We start from the raw sequence: 13,812 nt of genomic DNA on the forward strand, positions 1-13,812 counted from the left end.
CGGGGCTGGGGGGCGGGCACGGACCGATCCTCCCACCGCGGGGCGGCCCGGGGCGGGTTGGCGGCGCGTCCGGGTGGCGCGTCCGGGTGGCGCCTCCCGGGCCGCGACGCCCCCGGCCGGAGGGGGTGGCGCGGCCCGGCGGCCCCGGCGGGGCTCAGCGCCCCAGCAGGGACTTCAGGTCCTTGGCGGCGAGCGCGACCGCGTCGTCGTAGCCCCCGGTGGCGAGCCGGAGCATGAAGGCCACGGCGTCGTCCGGGTGCGGGTCGGTGTACGGCTCGCCGTTGTAGTCCAGGAACAGCAGCATCGCCTCGAAGGCGGTGCGCTTGTTGCGGTCGATCAGGGGGTGGTTGCGGGCCAGGCTCTGGCCGAGGGCCGCCGCCTTGGACCAGAGGTCCGGGTAGGCGTCCTCGCCGAACAGGCTCGCCTGCGGGCGGGCGATCGCCGAGAGCAGGCCGCCGAGGTCGCGGACGGTCTCCGGACCGCCGGCGAGGTAGGTGACGTCGTCGAGGTCCAGGTACTCGGTCACAGGTCCTTGAGCCTCTCCAGCGTCTCCGCGTTGGCGGTGCGGATCCGGGCCACCATGGCCGCCCGGCGCTCGGCCCTGCTCTCCCGACCGGCCTCCGGAGCGGTCGGCCCGGTGAGCGCCCTGGGGACGTCGGACTGGCGGACCTCGAAGGCGAGTTCGGCGGTGTCCGCGCCGTCCGGCGCCCCGGTCACCCGTACCCGCCCGGCCATCACCGCCTGCGCGGCCGCCCGCAGCGCGAACTCCAGTGCCGTCCGGGTCTCGGCCGGCAGGCCGGCGGGCAGGCGCACGGACAGGGACTCCTCCACGGCGTCGTCGTCGCCGGGCACCAGGTCCAGGGGTCGCAGGGTCATCGCACTCACTCTCCTCGCCGCTCACCGTACTGGTGAACGCCCGGGTGCCCCACCGAATTGCCGGCCGCGCCCGCCCGCTGCGGGGCGGGGGCAGGAGCGGGAGCGGCGGGGTCCGTACGGCGGGCGCAGTAGGGTTGCGGGGTTCGTGTGCCACAGATCGTCGAGGAGTCCGCTGTGCTGGTGCTGTTGCCGCCCTCGGAGGGCAAGGCCGGATCCGGGGACGGCGGGCCGGTGGCGCTGGAGCGGCTGTCGCTGCCCGGGCTGACGGCGGCGCGCGGCGCGGTACTGGACGCGCTGGTGCGCCTGTGCCGGGGCGACGAGGACACCGCCGCCGAGGTGCTCGGTCTCTCCCCCGGCCTGCGCGGCGAGATCGCCAAGAACGCCGGACTGCCGACGGCCGGGGCCCGCCCGGCGGGCGAGGTGTACACCGGGGTGCTGTTCGACAACCTCGGCCTGGCCACCCTGGACGCCGCCGCGTACGACCGGGCCGAGCGCTCGCTGCTGGTCTTCTCCGGCCTCTGGGGCGCCGTGCGGATCTCCGACCGGATCCCGTCCTACCGCTGCTCGATGGGCGTGAAGCTCCCGGAGCTGGGGGCGCTCGGCGCGTACTGGCGGAGCGTGACGGCCCCCGTGCTCCCGGAGGTCGCGGACGGGCTGGTGCTGGACCTGCGCAGCTCCGCGTACGCGGCGGCGTGGAAGCCGGCCGGCGAGGTGGCCTCCCGGACCGCGACCGTCCGGGTGCTCCAGGAGCGCGACGGCAAGCGCACCGTGGTCAGCCACTTCAACAAGGCGACCAAGGGCCGGATCGTCCGGGACCTGCTGCTCGCCGGGGCCGAGCCGAAGACCCCCGGCGAGCTGATGGACGCGCTGCTGGAGCTGGGCCACCAGGTCGAGCTCGCGGCGGAGGGCACGGCGCGCAAGCCGTGGCAGCTGGACGTGGTGGTCACGGACGTGCACTGAGCACGTCCGTGACCGGCGGATCAGCGCAGGTGCGAGGTGTCGTTGAGCAGCCGCAGCGAGGCGTTGCCGTCCGCGTAGTACTGGACGGCGCAGATCGAGGCGGCGGACAGCTCCATCCGGTACATGGAGTCCGGCGGGGCGCCGAGCGCCAGCCGGACCAGGGTCTTGATCGGGCTGACGTGCGAGACCACCAGGACCGTCTTCCCCGCGTACCGGGCGAGGATCTTGTCCCGGGCGACGCCGGCCCGGTGGGTGAGCGTGGTGAAGCTCTCGCCGCTGCCGGTCGGCCTGGCCTTGGCGGAGCCGAGCCAGGCGGTCAGGTCGTCCGGGTACCGCTCCCGCACCTCGGCGAAGGTCAGGCCCTCCCAGTCGCCGAAGTCGACCTCGCGCAGCCCGTCCTCGTACCGGACCTCCAGGCCGAGCCGGGCGGCGACGGTCTCGGCGGTCTGCCGGGTGCGGCGCATCGGGGAGGCGACGACCGCCTGGACGCTGCCGCGCGCGGCCAGCGCCTCGGCGGCCCGCTCGGCCTGCCAGCGGCCCTTGTCGGAGAGCTCCGGGTCGCTGCCGCCGCTGCCGGAGAAGCGCTTCTCCGGGGTGAGCGGGGTCTCGCCGTGGCGCAGCAGGACGAAGGTGGTGGGGGTGCCGAGGTCGGCCGGGGCCGCCCAGCCGGCCTTGGGCGCGGCGGTCTCCAGCGGGGGTTCCTCGACGGCGGCCGCCGGCTTGCGGGGCTCCCACTGGCGCCCGGCCTTGCCAGCGTCCATCGCCTCGTTGGCCAGCCGGTCGGCGTCCTTGTTCCGCTCGCGCGGGATCCAGGTGTACGTGACCCGGGCGCGCGGGAAGACGGTGCGCGCCTCGGCGGCGAGCGGCTGCATGTCGGGGTGCTTGATCTTCCAGCGCCCGGACATCTGCTCGACGACCAGCTTGGAGTCCATCCGGACGTCCACCGAGGCGTCCGGGTCCAGCTCGCGGGCCGCCTTGAGCCCGGCGATCAGGCCCTTGTACTCGGCCACGTTGTTGGTGGCGTGGCCGATGAACTCGGCGGCCTCGGCGACGATCTGCCCGGTGTCCCCGTCACGGACCACCGCGCCGTAGCCGGCCGGCCCCGGGTTGCCCCGGGACCCGCCGTCAGCCTCGACGACGAAACGCGCCGCCACCGGCTCAGACGCCCGAGTCGGAGGTGCGGACCAGGATCCGCGAGCAGTTCTCGCAACGGACCACCTTGTCGGCCGGCTCGGCCTTGATGGCGTTCAGTTCGGTGATGGAGAACTCGGTGCGGCAGCCCTCGCAGCGGCGCTGGTAGAGACGGGCCGCGCCGACGCCGCCCTGGGTCTCGCGCAGCTTGGCGTACACCTTCAGCAGGTCGGCGGGGATGACGGTGGCGACGGTCTCGCGGTCGCGCTTGACCTTGTCGGCCTCGCTGTCGATCTCGGCGAAGGAGGCGTCGCGGCGGCCCTCGGCCTCCTTGAGCACGATGGTGGAGTGCTCCAGGCGGGCGGACAGCTCCTCGACCCGGGTGTTGGCGCTCTCCTGGCGCTCCATGATCTCCAGCACGACCTCCTCCAGGTCGCCCTGACGCTTGGCGAGCGAGCCGATCTCGTGCTGGAGGTTCTCCAGGTCCTTCGGCGAGGTGATCGCGCCGGAGTCCAGGCGCTGCTGGTTGCGGGCGGCACGGGAGCGGACCTGCTCGACGTCCTGCTCGGCCTTGGTCAGCTCGCGGGCGGTGTCGCCCTTCTGGGCCTCGGCGGCGACGACGAGGTCCTTGAGCGCGGTGTGGTCGGCGGTGGCCTTGTCGATCTCGGCGTGCTCGGGCAGGCTCCGGCGCCGGTGGGCCAGCTGGTCGAGCTTCGAGTCGATGGCCTGGAGGTCGAGCAGGCGGATCTGGTCGGCGGGCGCGGCGTTCAAGCGGAGAGCTCCTGTGAATCGGGTCAGGCGGTGAAGGACATGGGGGCGTGCGCGGTCCACGGGTCGGTGACCCGGTGGGAGACCTTGGTCTCCACGGCCCAGCCGCGCTTGTCGGCGACGGCCAGCAGGGCCCGCTCGGCCAGGGTGAGCCAGGGCCACTCGGTGGCCCAGTGGGCGGCGTCGAGCAGCGCGACGGGCGCCGCCTCGGCGGCCTCGGAGGCCGGGTGGTGACGCAGGTCGGCGGTCAGGTAGGCGTCCACGCCGGCCGCCCGGACGTCGGCGAAGAGGCTGTCGCCCGAGCCGCCGCACACCGCGACCCGGCTGACCAGCCGGGTCGGGTCGCCGGAGACGCGGACGCCGGCGGCGGTGGCGGGCAGGCCCTTCGCCACCTGCGCGGCGAAGGCGGAGAGGGTCAGCGGGGGCTCCAGCAGGCCGATCCGGCCGGTGCCGCGGCGGCCCAGCGGGTCGGTCGGGTCCGGTACCAGCGGGCCGGTGACCCGCAGGCCCACCGCCTCGGCGAGCGCGTCCGAGACGCCGGGGTCGGCGTGGTCGGCGTTGGTGTGGGCGACGTGCAGGGCGATGCCGTTGGTGATCAGCGTGTGCACCACCCGGCCCTTGAAGGTGGTGGCGGCGACGCTGGTGGTGCCGCGCAGGTAGAGGGGGTGGTGGGTGACCACGAGGTCGGCGCCCCACTCCACGGCCTCGTCGACGACCGCCTGGACGGGGTCGACGGCGAAGAGCACGCGGTTGACCTCGGCCTGAGGGTCCCCGCAGACCAGGCCGACGGCGTCCCAGGACTCCGCCCACTGCGGCGGGTAGACCTCTTCGAGCGCGGTGATGACGTCGGACAGTTTCGGCACCTGTCGAGACTACCGTGCGCGCGGGCGCGGTCGGGCCTCGGCCGTTCGGCGGGCTGCCGGGGGAGTCGCCGCGGCTGTTCGGACGCGGGAGCTGTGGGCGTACGGGTGCGCGTCAATCTGTGACGGGAGGCGCCCGACGGGCCCGCGCGCTCCGTACGCGGTCGCGCGCCGGGCGCCCGTTACTCACAGCAGGGTTCTCGTACGAATTCGAAATCACGCCTTGATCACCCTTACGAGTGAAGTGACCGGCTCTGCATTGAGGCTTCGGTTGGCTCGAAAGTAACTTCACTCCTGCGAACGGGAGTTGCACCGGCGGCAGCCACGACCCGGAGTCGGGCGGATGCCGCGCGGGCCGGACGGGATCCGGGTGGGCACTCCCGTGCCGGGGCGGCACCGCCGCCCCCTCCGGGGAAACCGATCGGGCCGGGCCGCCGCCCCGGGTGCCGCGAGCAGTGGACACCCGGCGCGGCGGCGGAGACGAAGGGATGTGGTGGCGAATGAGGGCGGGCACATCGCTGCGTGCGGCCGGGGGCAGGGGATCGGTGGAGCGCGGACCGGATGCGGCGGGTTCGCGGCCGGAGACGACACGGGCGGCACTGACCGGTGCCGGAGGCCGGGGAGGCGGCGGTGACCGGGACGTCACCGTCGGCGGCTTCCGGCGCACGGCCAGGCCGCCCGTGTCCTCTCCGCGCGTTCCTGCCCCTTCTTCCGGCGCCGCCCCTTCTTCCGGCAAGGCGCTTCCCTCCGCGCCTGCCCCTTCCTCTTCCTCCGCTTCCGCCGCGGCCCCTTCGGTCGGGGCGAAGCGCCGGGGCGGGGTGCTGCTGGCCGGGCGGTACGCGCTGACCGCCGCCGTCCGGCACGGCGCGAAGGGCGGGGTGTTCCTCGGCCGGGAGGTGTCGAGCGGTGCCGAGGTCGTGGTCAAGCAGGCCCGGGCGCACACGGGGGTGGACCGGGCCGGCACCGACGCCCGCGACGCGCTGCGGCACGAGGCCGCGCTGCTCGCCCGGCTGGCGGGGCAGGGCCTGGCGCCGCTCGCCGTCGAACTGATCGAGCAGGAGGACTCCGTCTTCCTGGTGCAGGAACGAATCGCCGGGCAGCCCCTGGACGGCTGGGTGGCCGCGCGGCTGCGGCGCGACGGCCGCCCCGACGTCGACTGGGCCGAGGCCGGGCCGGTGGCGCACGGACTGCTCGACCTCGTCGAACAGGTGCACGCCCAGGGGCTGGTGCTGCGCGACCTCTCCCCCGGCAACGTCATGGTCCGCCCGGACGGCACGCTGCGGCTGGCCCACCTCGAACTCGCCGCCGAAACCGGACGGCCCGCGGGCTCGGCCGGCGCCCCCGGCTACCGCGCCCCCGAGCACGGGCCCGGCCGGCTCGCCGCCGCCGACCGCGGCCGCGTCGCCGATCCGGCCGTCGACCTGTACGCCCTCGGCGGACTGCTCTTCCTGCTGGCCACCGGCCACGACCCGCTGCTGTCCGAGGACCTCCCGCAGGCCCGCCCGGTCGCCGAACGCCTCGGCCGCTGGCTCGCCCTCGCGGCCAGGACCGGCGGGACGGCCCGGCGGCTGGCGCCGGCGATCCTCGGGCTGCGCGCCGAGCATCCGCGGCAGCGGTGGGGAGTGGCCCGGGTGCGGGCGGCGCTGCACGACGACCTCCTGGTGCTCCCGGACGGGACCGGGGCCCGCCGCGCCCCCGGCTACGGCACCGGCGCGGCAGGCCCGCCGGCCTTCCTGCCGCGGCTGCGCCACGGCGGCCCCCGGCTCCGGCCGGACACGACAGCCCCGTCCGGCGCCGCGCGCCCGGCCGGCACCACCGGGGTGAGCGGAGCATGAACGTGGCCACCCGGACCGTGACCCAGGCCCTGCGCCGGCTGAGCTTCGCCTTCGCCGCCGACGGCAGCCACGCCGCCTGCCTCGCCTCCTCCGCCGACAGCGGCTGGTACGTGGAGAGCTGGCGGCTTCCGCAGGACGGCGGGCCGGCCGCGCCGACCGCACTGGCACTGCCCGGCAACCGCTCGGAGAGCCTGCGCTCACAGCTGGTCGCCCTGCCGGACGGCTCGGTGCTGATCTGCCGGCACGACGGCGACCGGCACGATCTGGCCCGCCTGACGCCGGGCGAAAGCCCCGCCGTGGAACAGCCGTTGGGTGCGCTCAGGATGGCCGGACTGCGGGTGCTGCCGCTCCCGGCACCGGCCGGGGCCGGGCCGCGGACGCCGGTGGCGGTCGCCCTCGGCAGCGACACCCGCCCGGCGACCACCGCCTGGCTGGTGCGGACGGACGGCAGCGAGCCCGAACAGGTCGCCGAGATCCCCGGGTTGCACGGCGGCGGCACCTGGCTCGACCGTACGGGCACGCTGCTCGCGCTGGACCGGGTGAACGACGGCCTGGTCCGCAGCGTGGTGCTCGACCTGCGCACCGGCCGCACCACCCCGCTGCTGGAGATCGGCCCGCACAGCAACGACCGCCTCGTCCTGTTCGACCCGGAAAGCCGGTTCGCGATGGTGCGCAGCGACGCGCCCGGCGCCGACCGGCTCGGCTGGGGCCTCCTCGGCACCGGGGAGCCGCTGCGGTTCCCGGAGTGCCTGCACGTCGCGGGCATGCTCCTGCGGCCGGTGGCCCTGCGGGTGGCGGCGGACGGCCCCCGGGTCGCGGTGCAGATCGACCACGGCGCGGGCTCGACACTCGCGCTGTGGCGGCCCGCCGCCGGACGGCTGGACCCGCTGCCGGCGCCGCCCGGGCGGCTCGGCGCGGTCGGCCACTGGGGCGAGGCCGGGCTTCGGCTGCCGTACTCCTCGCCCGACCGTCCGACGGCGCTGGCCACCCTGGACGTCGACGCGCTGCTGGCGCACGGCCCGCTCCCGGCCGCCTCCGCCCCGGTACCGCTGCCGCTTCAACTCGCGCCGCTGGCCTCGGGGTTGCCCGGCCCGTGGCGGGACACCGTCCTGCCCTGGCAGCCCGGCGGGATGCGCCCGGTACGGACCACACCGCCCGGCTGGCGGCTGGACGGCAGCACCCCGCCCGGCGACGGCGGCCGCTGGCAGCCCGCACAGAGCCTCGAACTTGCGGGCCCGGCAGGCCCGTTGGAGGCCGTGGTGTACGGCGGGGACACCTGGCTGAGCAGCCCGCACCTGGTGCTGGCGCTGCACGGCGGCCCGGCGGACGCCTGGCGGCTGGAGTTCGACCCGGCGCTGCAGCGGATGGCCGCCGAGGGCCTGGCGGTGGTCGCGCCCAACCAGCGCGGCTCCACCGGCTACGGCGTGGCGCACGCGCTGGCCATCCGGGGCGCCTGGGGCGGCCCCGACCTGGACGACGTCCTGTACCTGCTGGACGGCATCGCGGGCCAGCGCGCCGCTCTTGGCCTGGAGCCGCCCGCCCTCTTCGGGGTCAGCTACGGCGCCTTCCTGGCGCTGCTGGCGGCCGCGCACGCGCCGGCCGGGCAGGTCGCCCGCTGCGCGGTGGTCGCACCGTTCCTGTCCGGCGCCCGGCTGCTGGCCGAAGCAGCGCCCCCCGTAGGGGCGTTGGCCACCCGCCTGGGCGGTGGCGAGCCGATCGCCGACGCCCGCGGACCGCGCGACGTCCTGCAACTCGCACACCGGCTGAGCGCGCCGCTGCTGATGGTGCACGGCAACCGGGACGAGGTGGTACCGGTGAGCCAGTCCCGGTCGCTGCGGCACGAACTGCTGCGGATCGGCCGGGTCGAGGGCGAGGACTTCCGGTACGTCGAGGCGGCGGGCTCCGGGCACGAGGTGCTCGCCGACGAGGGCGCCGCCGTCCTGCACGAGCTGCTGGCCACGTTCCTGCGGACCGGCCGTCCGGGCTGATCCGCCGCCCGCCCGCCGAAGATCACGGACTCCCGGACCCTCCCGCGCGGCCGGGCGGCCCCGACGCCGCGCTGGGCGATCCGAGTGAACTCTCCGCAGGTGAGCGCGGGCTGTCGGCCCGGTCCGGCGACCCTCGGGCACCGCCCCGGTCCACCGCGAGCCGGTGCGCCGCCGGCCCGGCTCCGGGCCCCGGACCAGCACGGGACTCGCGTCAGGATCTCGATAGGATCTCGCCCGTCCCGGCCGTTATGGTGGCCGGGGCACGGGCCGTGATCACCGGCTACGGGCGCGTACCGAGCACCCGATCGGGGACCCGACCGTGCGCCACCGGCGCCGGCCGGGCGCCGATGACCCGCACCCTCCGCACGGAAAAGACGAATCTCATGTCCGACACCCTCACCGACACCACCGGACCCGCGGTCACCGGGACCGACGCCGACGAGAAGACGGCCAAGGACACCGGGTCGCACGGCCGCCACCGCGGTGGCTCCGCCGACGACGACAGCCCGGAGACCGACCCGCACGGCCGCCACCGCGCGGCCGGCGCGCGAGGCTGACCGCACCACCACCAGGGCGTCGGCACCAAGGGCACCGCGCAGCAGCACCGCACGGCGGTGCCGCGCCCGAGGGCCCGCCGGGAGAGCACGGACTCCCCCGGCGGGCCCTCGCTCTTCCCCGGGCCCCGCCCGGCCGTCCCCGGAGCCGCCCCCGGCCCGGCCCTCAGTCCATCGTGACGACCGTCCGCAGCGCCTCGCCGCTGCGCATCTGCGCGATCGCCTCGTTGACGTCCGCGAGCCCCACCCGGTGGGTGACCATCCCGTCGAGGTCGATCCGCCCGGCCCGCCAGAGGTCGACCACCAGCCCGATGGTGCGCGTCACCGTCGCCCCGCCGTACAGCGAGGGCAGCAGGCGCTTCTCGTTGAAGAACAGCTCGCCCATGGTGAACTGCGCGAGGTCGTCCTGCGCGCCCGCGCCGATGACCACCACCGCGCCGCCGCGCCGGGCGGCCTCGTAGCCGGCCCGGACGGTGGCCGCGCGGCCGACCGCCTCGAAGACGTAGTCGAAGCCGCCGCCGGGCAGCTTCTTGGCCGCCGCCTTCAGTTCCTCGGGCGCGATCGCCTCGGTGGCGCCGAAGGCCAGGGCGCGCTCGCGGCGCGAGGCCACCGGGTCGACGACGGTGATCCGGCCGGCGCCGCAGACCCGGGCGCCCTGCACGGTGGCCACGCCGACCCCGCCCGCCCCGATCACCGCGACGGAGGCGCCGGGCTCGACCCGGGCGGTGTTCACGGCGGCGCCGATGCCCGTGGTCACGCCGCAGCCGATCAGCGCGGCGGCCTCGTAGGGGAGGTCGGCGGGCACCTTGATGACGGCGTTCGCCGCGACCACGACCTCGTCGGCGAAGGCCCCGGTGCCGTAGAAGCCGGAGGCGTTCAGCTCGCCCTCGGCGATCCGGAAGCCCGGGGCGCCGAGGCCGCGCAGGCTGGCGATGCACAGGTGGCCGCGGTCCCGGCGGCAGTGGTCGCAGCGGCCGCACGGGGCCATCCAGCAGAGCACCACCCGGTCACCGGCGGCGAGGTCGGTGACGCCCTCGCCCACCTCCAGCACGTCCCCGGCGCCCTCGTGCCCGGGGACGAACGGCGCGGGCTGCGGCAGCACGCCGCTCATCGCGGAGAGGTCCGAGTGGCAGAGGCTGGCGGCGCGCATCCGGACCCGTACGGTGCCCGGCCCGAAGCCCACGGCGGTCACGTCCTCGCGGACGTCGAGGGTCTCCTGGCCGGTCTTGTGCAGGACGGCTGCGCGCATGGTGCTGCTCCCGGGGTGCCTGGTGTTCCTCGGATCGGCGGTCGCGCCGATTCTGGCACGGGCGGCGCGGCGCGACGAGAACGCGTTCCACAACAAGCGGCCGGCGGAACTGTGCGGATCCACTGTCCTTCCACCACCGGAACACGCCATGATCACCACCGTGTCGATACCCCCGCAGACGTCCCCACCGACGTCGCCGCCGAGGCCGGGGCGATCGCCGCCGAGCTGGCCCCGCACCGCGCCCGGATCGCCGCCGAGCTGCTCGCCGGCTGACCGGCGGACGGGCGCCGACCGGGCGCCGTGAGCCCGCGCTGCACCGGCCGCCCCGCCGCCGCCATCACCGCTACCGTCGAGTAGGGTCCGTGCACGTCCGCCCGCGTCCCGACCCCCGAGGAGCACCGCATGTCCGACCTGCTGCTGAGCGCCGAGCCGGCGCCCGAGGTGCTGGCGGCGTTCGAGGAGGCCACCGGGTTCATGCCGGTGGACGAGGGGCTCGCGCTGTACGCGGCGGCGGTGGCGGTGGCGCGCGGCACCGGGCTGCCGGTGCTGGAGATCGGCACCTACTGCGGCCGCTCGGCGATCCTGCTCGCGGCGGCGGCGCGGGAGGCCGGGACGGTCGCGCTGACCGTCGACCACCACCGCGGTTCGGAGGAGCAGCAGCCCGGCTGGGAGTACCACGACTCGACGCTGGTCGACCCCGAGGTCGGGCTGATGGACACCCTGCCGAGGTTCCGCCGCACCCTGCACGCCGCCGGGCTGGAGGAGCACGTGGTGGCGCTGGTCGGCCGTTCGCCGCGGATCGCCGCACTGTGGGGGCGCCCGCTGGGTCTGGTGTTCATCGACGGCGGGCACACCGACGAGCACGCGACCGGCGACTACGAGGGCTGGGTGCCGCACCTGGCGCCGGAGGGCCTGCTGGTGGTGCACGACGTCTTCCCGGATCCGGCGGACGGCGGCCAGGCCCCGTACCGGGTGTACCTGCGGGCGCTGGCCGAGGGCTTCGAGGAGGTCTCGGTGACGGGCTCCCTGCGGGTCCTGCGCCGAGCCGCCCGGTAGCGCGTTCGTTCCCGCGTCCCCGCACCGATGCTCTAACGTCGTGCCGGGGCTGTCGGGCGGGGGTTCGAACGGTACGGTGGCCGCGCAGCACCAGGCAGAGCGCAGAGCATCGGCGGACGGTGGGGGCCAGCAGCGACATGACGGACCAGCAGAACAGCGCTCCGGCGGTCTGGGACCCCACCGCGCGCGGCGGTGCCGGCGGCTGGGTGCGCGGCCCGCAGCGCCCGGCCGAAGCGCAGTCCGCCCCCGGGGCTCCCGCCGCCCCCCAGCCTCCCGCCGCCCCGCAGTCCGCGGCTCCGCAGGCCGCCGCCCACCCCGGCCCGATGGCCCCGCCGTCCGTGCCCGGCGCCGTCGGCGACCAGGGCCCGCCGCTGGGCGCCCGCCCGTACCTGGCCGCCTCGCCCGGCTACGATCCGCCGACCGCCCGGCTGTTCCCCGCCGCCCCGCCGCCCCCGGCCGCCCCGCCCCCGGCCTCGCCGTTCCCCTCCCATGCGGGTCCGCAGTCCCACGCCCCGCAGCAGGCGCCGCAGCAGGCCGCCGGCTACGACTACCTCCTGCAGCCGCCCGCCGCCCCGCCGCAGTCCCCGTACGGCGCCCAGCCCCCCTACGGCGCCCAGCCCGACTATCCGACCGGCCACGGGGACGACGAGGACCGGCCCACCAACCGCAGGACCCCGCTGCTGATCGGCTCGGCCCTGCTGCTGGTGCTGGCGATCGGCGGCGGCCTGCTGTTCGCCCTCCAGGACGGCGACAAGGACGACCGGGCCGCGCCCGCCCCGGCCTCCGCCCCGGCGACCGGCCCGGACAACCTGCCGCCCGCCCCCGCACCCACGGGCACGGACGGCGCGCCGAGCGCCGCCGCGAGCGCCTCCGGCTCGCCCGCAGGCACGCCGTCCCCGACCGCGACCGGCCCCGGTCCGGCCGCCGGCACGCAGGCCCAGGCGCTGGACAGTCTGCTCAGCGAGGGCGAGAACGCCAAGGCCCCGATCGGCAGCGCCGTCGCCAAGGTGACCAGCTGCCCGCCGAAGGCCGACATCGAGAGCGCCGCGCAGGACTTCGACAACGGCGCGAGCCAGCGGGCCGCCCTGCTGGCCAAGCTCTCCCAACTGACCGTCACGGACGTGCCGGGCGGCGCGGACGCGGTGAACTCGCTGAAGTCCGCCTGGCAGCTGTCGGCCGACATCGACAAGGCGTACGCGAGCTGGGCGCGCGCCGTCGCCGCCCAGGGCTGCACCGGCAGGGCCCCGGCCACCCCTGACAAGAAGCGCGCGGACGAGCTCAACCCGAAGGCCACCCAGGCGAAGACGGACTTCATGACCAAGTGGAACGTGATCGCGAAGAACTACGGTCTGACTCCGCGCACCCAGGACAGGATCTGACCGACCAGTGACCGGTTCCGCCGCCCGACCGCCCCGCCGCTCCGCCCTGCTGCGCGCCACCACGGCCGCGGCCGTGGCCGTTCCGCTCTGCACGGCGGGCTGGTTCGGCTGGCGGGCCCTCGACCACTCCGGCCCGGCGGGCGCCGCGGCGGCCCCGGCCACGTCGTCCCCGGGCTCGGCCCCGGCCGCCGAGCCCCCGGCTCCGACCACGGCTGCGACGACCACGGACCAGCCGGCCACGGACCAGCCGACCGCCACCGGCACGCCCCTCACCCCTCCGGTCGCGCCGGCGCCCACCGACAGCGGCCCCACCGGCGGCGCCCCCTCGGCCGGGACCCCGGCCCCGCCCGCCGACACCGCCACCGGCCTGGCCGGCCGCACCGTCCTGCTCGACCCCGGCCACAACCCCGGCAACTCCGCCCACACCGCCGAGATCAACCGTCAGGTGGACATCGGCAACACCCGCAAGGAGTGCGACACCACCGGCACCGAGACCAACGCGGGCTACTCCGAGGCCGAGTACACCCTGGACGTCTCCCGCCGGGCCCGCGCCATCCTGACCGCCCGGGGCGCCAAGGTGGTGCTGGCGCAGGACGGCGACCGCCCCTGGGGCCCGTGCATCGACGAACGCGCCCGCGCGGGCGCCGACGCGCACGCCGACGTCGCGCTCTCGGTGCACGGGGACGGCGGCCCGGCGAGCGGCAGCGGATTCCACGTGATCATGCCCGCCAGGGTGGTGGCCGGAAAGGCGGACAACGCGGCCATCGTCGATCCCTCGCACCGGCTCGGCCTCCTGCTGCGCGAGCGGTTCCACGCCGCGACCGGCGAACCGTACGCGGACTACATCGCCAAGGACGGCCTGGACACCCGCTCCGACCTGGGCGGCCTCAACCTCTCCACCGTCCCCAAGGTGTTCATCGAGTGCGGTAACATGCGCAACTCGACGGACGCGAAGCGGATGACGGACCCTCAGTGGCGCCAACAGGCGGCCCAGGGGATCGCCGACGCGCTGACCGCGTTCCTGACGACCCAAGAGAAGACCGAAGAGCGACACGGGAGTTGAACCGCACACCCCCGGAGGACGACGCTCCGCCCGGACCGCACGGTTTGCAACGACTTCGCCCCATTCCCGGTCCCGCCGTGCACCGGCAGGACG

General features: G+C 76.1%; 15 protein-coding genes. 9 read left to right on the forward strand and 6 right to left on the reverse strand.

Annotation, left to right across the window (positions count from 1 at the left end; genetic code table 11):
- Positions 1 to 154 precede the first annotated feature (154 nt).
- Together ACFWJ4_RS07690 and ACFWJ4_RS07695 are read right to left on the reverse strand one after the other, a co-directional pair.
- Positions 155 to 526 (reverse strand): type II toxin-antitoxin system death-on-curing family toxin, encoded by a 372-nt coding sequence (locus tag ACFWJ4_RS07690; RefSeq protein WP_359896904.1) that lies wholly within the window; start codon positions 524 to 526, stop codon positions 155 to 157.
- Entirely contained in the window at positions 523 to 876 is a 354-nt protein-coding gene (locus tag ACFWJ4_RS07695; protein ID WP_380540388.1) for a hypothetical protein, read from the reverse strand. Before ACFWJ4_RS07695 ends, ACFWJ4_RS07690 begins: the two co-directional genes overlap by 4 nt.
- A gap of 174 nt (positions 877 to 1,050) precedes the next feature.
- Between ACFWJ4_RS07695 and yaaA the strand changes: the two genes are divergently transcribed.
- Positions 1,051 to 1,836: a peroxide stress protein YaaA gene (gene yaaA, locus ACFWJ4_RS07700; RefSeq protein ID WP_380540391.1), complete on the forward strand. Its 786-nt coding sequence runs from the start codon at positions 1,051 to 1,053 to the stop codon at positions 1,834 to 1,836.
- 20 nt (positions 1,837 to 1,856) lie between these two features.
- Here yaaA and ACFWJ4_RS07705 read toward each other — a convergent pair whose 3' ends face one another.
- The 3 genes from ACFWJ4_RS07705 to ACFWJ4_RS07715 are packed head-to-tail and all read right to left on the reverse strand — an operon-like array spanning position 1,857 to position 4,598.
- Positions 1,857 to 2,990, reverse strand: coding sequence for a bifunctional RNase H/acid phosphatase (locus ACFWJ4_RS07705; protein WP_359896901.1), 1,134 nt, complete (start codon positions 2,988 to 2,990; stop codon positions 1,857 to 1,859).
- 4 nt (positions 2,991 to 2,994) lie between these two features.
- Positions 2,995 to 3,738, reverse strand: a complete 744-nt coding sequence (locus ACFWJ4_RS07710) for a zinc ribbon domain-containing protein (RefSeq protein ID WP_380540394.1) — start codon at positions 3,736 to 3,738, stop codon at positions 2,995 to 2,997.
- Between the two features lie 23 nt (positions 3,739 to 3,761).
- Positions 3,762 to 4,598, reverse strand: coding sequence for a Nif3-like dinuclear metal center hexameric protein (locus tag ACFWJ4_RS07715; RefSeq protein ID WP_380540397.1), 837 nt, complete (start codon positions 4,596 to 4,598; stop codon positions 3,762 to 3,764).
- A 627-nt stretch (positions 4,599 to 5,225) separates the two neighbouring features.
- On the opposite strand from ACFWJ4_RS07715, the gene ACFWJ4_RS07720 reads away from it, so the two are divergent.
- The 4 genes from ACFWJ4_RS07720 (at position 5,226) to ACFWJ4_RS07735 (ending at position 8,975) form a co-directional block, all read left to right on the forward strand.
- Positions 5,226 to 5,441, forward strand: a complete 216-nt coding sequence (locus ACFWJ4_RS07720) for a phage DNA packaging protein J (RefSeq protein ID WP_380540400.1) — start codon at positions 5,226 to 5,228, stop codon at positions 5,439 to 5,441.
- Entirely contained in the window at positions 5,414 to 6,430 is a 1,017-nt protein-coding gene (locus ACFWJ4_RS07725) for a hypothetical protein (RefSeq protein WP_380540403.1), read from the forward strand. The genes ACFWJ4_RS07720 and ACFWJ4_RS07725 overlap by 28 nt, the downstream gene beginning before the upstream one ends.
- Positions 6,427 to 8,418 (forward strand): alpha/beta hydrolase family protein, encoded by a 1,992-nt coding sequence (locus tag ACFWJ4_RS07730; RefSeq protein ID WP_380540406.1) that lies wholly within the window; start codon positions 6,427 to 6,429, stop codon positions 8,416 to 8,418. Before ACFWJ4_RS07725 ends, ACFWJ4_RS07730 begins: the two co-directional genes overlap by 4 nt.
- Before the next feature lie 383 nt (positions 8,419 to 8,801).
- A complete protein-coding gene (locus tag ACFWJ4_RS07735; RefSeq protein WP_380352529.1) occupies positions 8,802 to 8,975 on the forward strand; it encodes a hypothetical protein in 174 nt (57 codons plus the stop codon).
- A gap of 163 nt (positions 8,976 to 9,138) precedes the next feature.
- Here the strand turns inward: ACFWJ4_RS07735 and ACFWJ4_RS07740 are convergent, their stop codons facing one another.
- On the reverse strand, positions 9,139 to 10,221 hold the full coding sequence (locus ACFWJ4_RS07740; protein WP_380540409.1) for an alcohol dehydrogenase catalytic domain-containing protein: 1,083 nt from the start codon (positions 10,219 to 10,221) through the stop codon (positions 9,139 to 9,141).
- A 111-nt stretch (positions 10,222 to 10,332) separates the two neighbouring features.
- Here ACFWJ4_RS07740 and ACFWJ4_RS07745 point away from each other — a divergent pair, with 111 nt between their 5' ends.
- The 4 genes from ACFWJ4_RS07745 to ACFWJ4_RS07760 all read left to right on the forward strand — a co-directional run bounded on the left by ACFWJ4_RS07745 (position 10,333) and on the right by ACFWJ4_RS07760 (position 13,719).
- Positions 10,333 to 10,494, forward strand: coding sequence for a hypothetical protein (locus ACFWJ4_RS07745; protein ID WP_380540412.1), 162 nt, complete (start codon positions 10,333 to 10,335; stop codon positions 10,492 to 10,494).
- Between the two features lie 129 nt (positions 10,495 to 10,623).
- Positions 10,624 to 11,277 (forward strand): class I SAM-dependent methyltransferase, encoded by a 654-nt coding sequence (locus tag ACFWJ4_RS07750; protein WP_359896888.1) that lies wholly within the window; start codon positions 10,624 to 10,626, stop codon positions 11,275 to 11,277.
- Positions 11,278 to 11,414: 137 nt separating this feature from the next.
- Complete coding sequence (locus ACFWJ4_RS07755) at positions 11,415 to 12,656, forward strand: hypothetical protein (RefSeq protein ID WP_380540415.1); 1,242 nt, start codon at positions 11,415 to 11,417, stop codon at positions 12,654 to 12,656.
- Positions 12,657 to 12,663: 7 nt separating this feature from the next.
- Positions 12,664 to 13,719, forward strand: a complete 1,056-nt coding sequence (locus ACFWJ4_RS07760) for an N-acetylmuramoyl-L-alanine amidase (protein WP_380540418.1) — start codon at positions 12,664 to 12,666, stop codon at positions 13,717 to 13,719.
- Positions 13,720 to 13,812 lie beyond the last annotated feature (93 nt).

Source organism: Kitasatospora sp. NPDC127067, from assembly GCF_042724755.1.
In the GTDB taxonomy this organism is placed as follows: Bacteria; Actinomycetota; Actinomycetes; order Streptomycetales; family Streptomycetaceae; genus Kitasatospora; species Kitasatospora lactacystinica.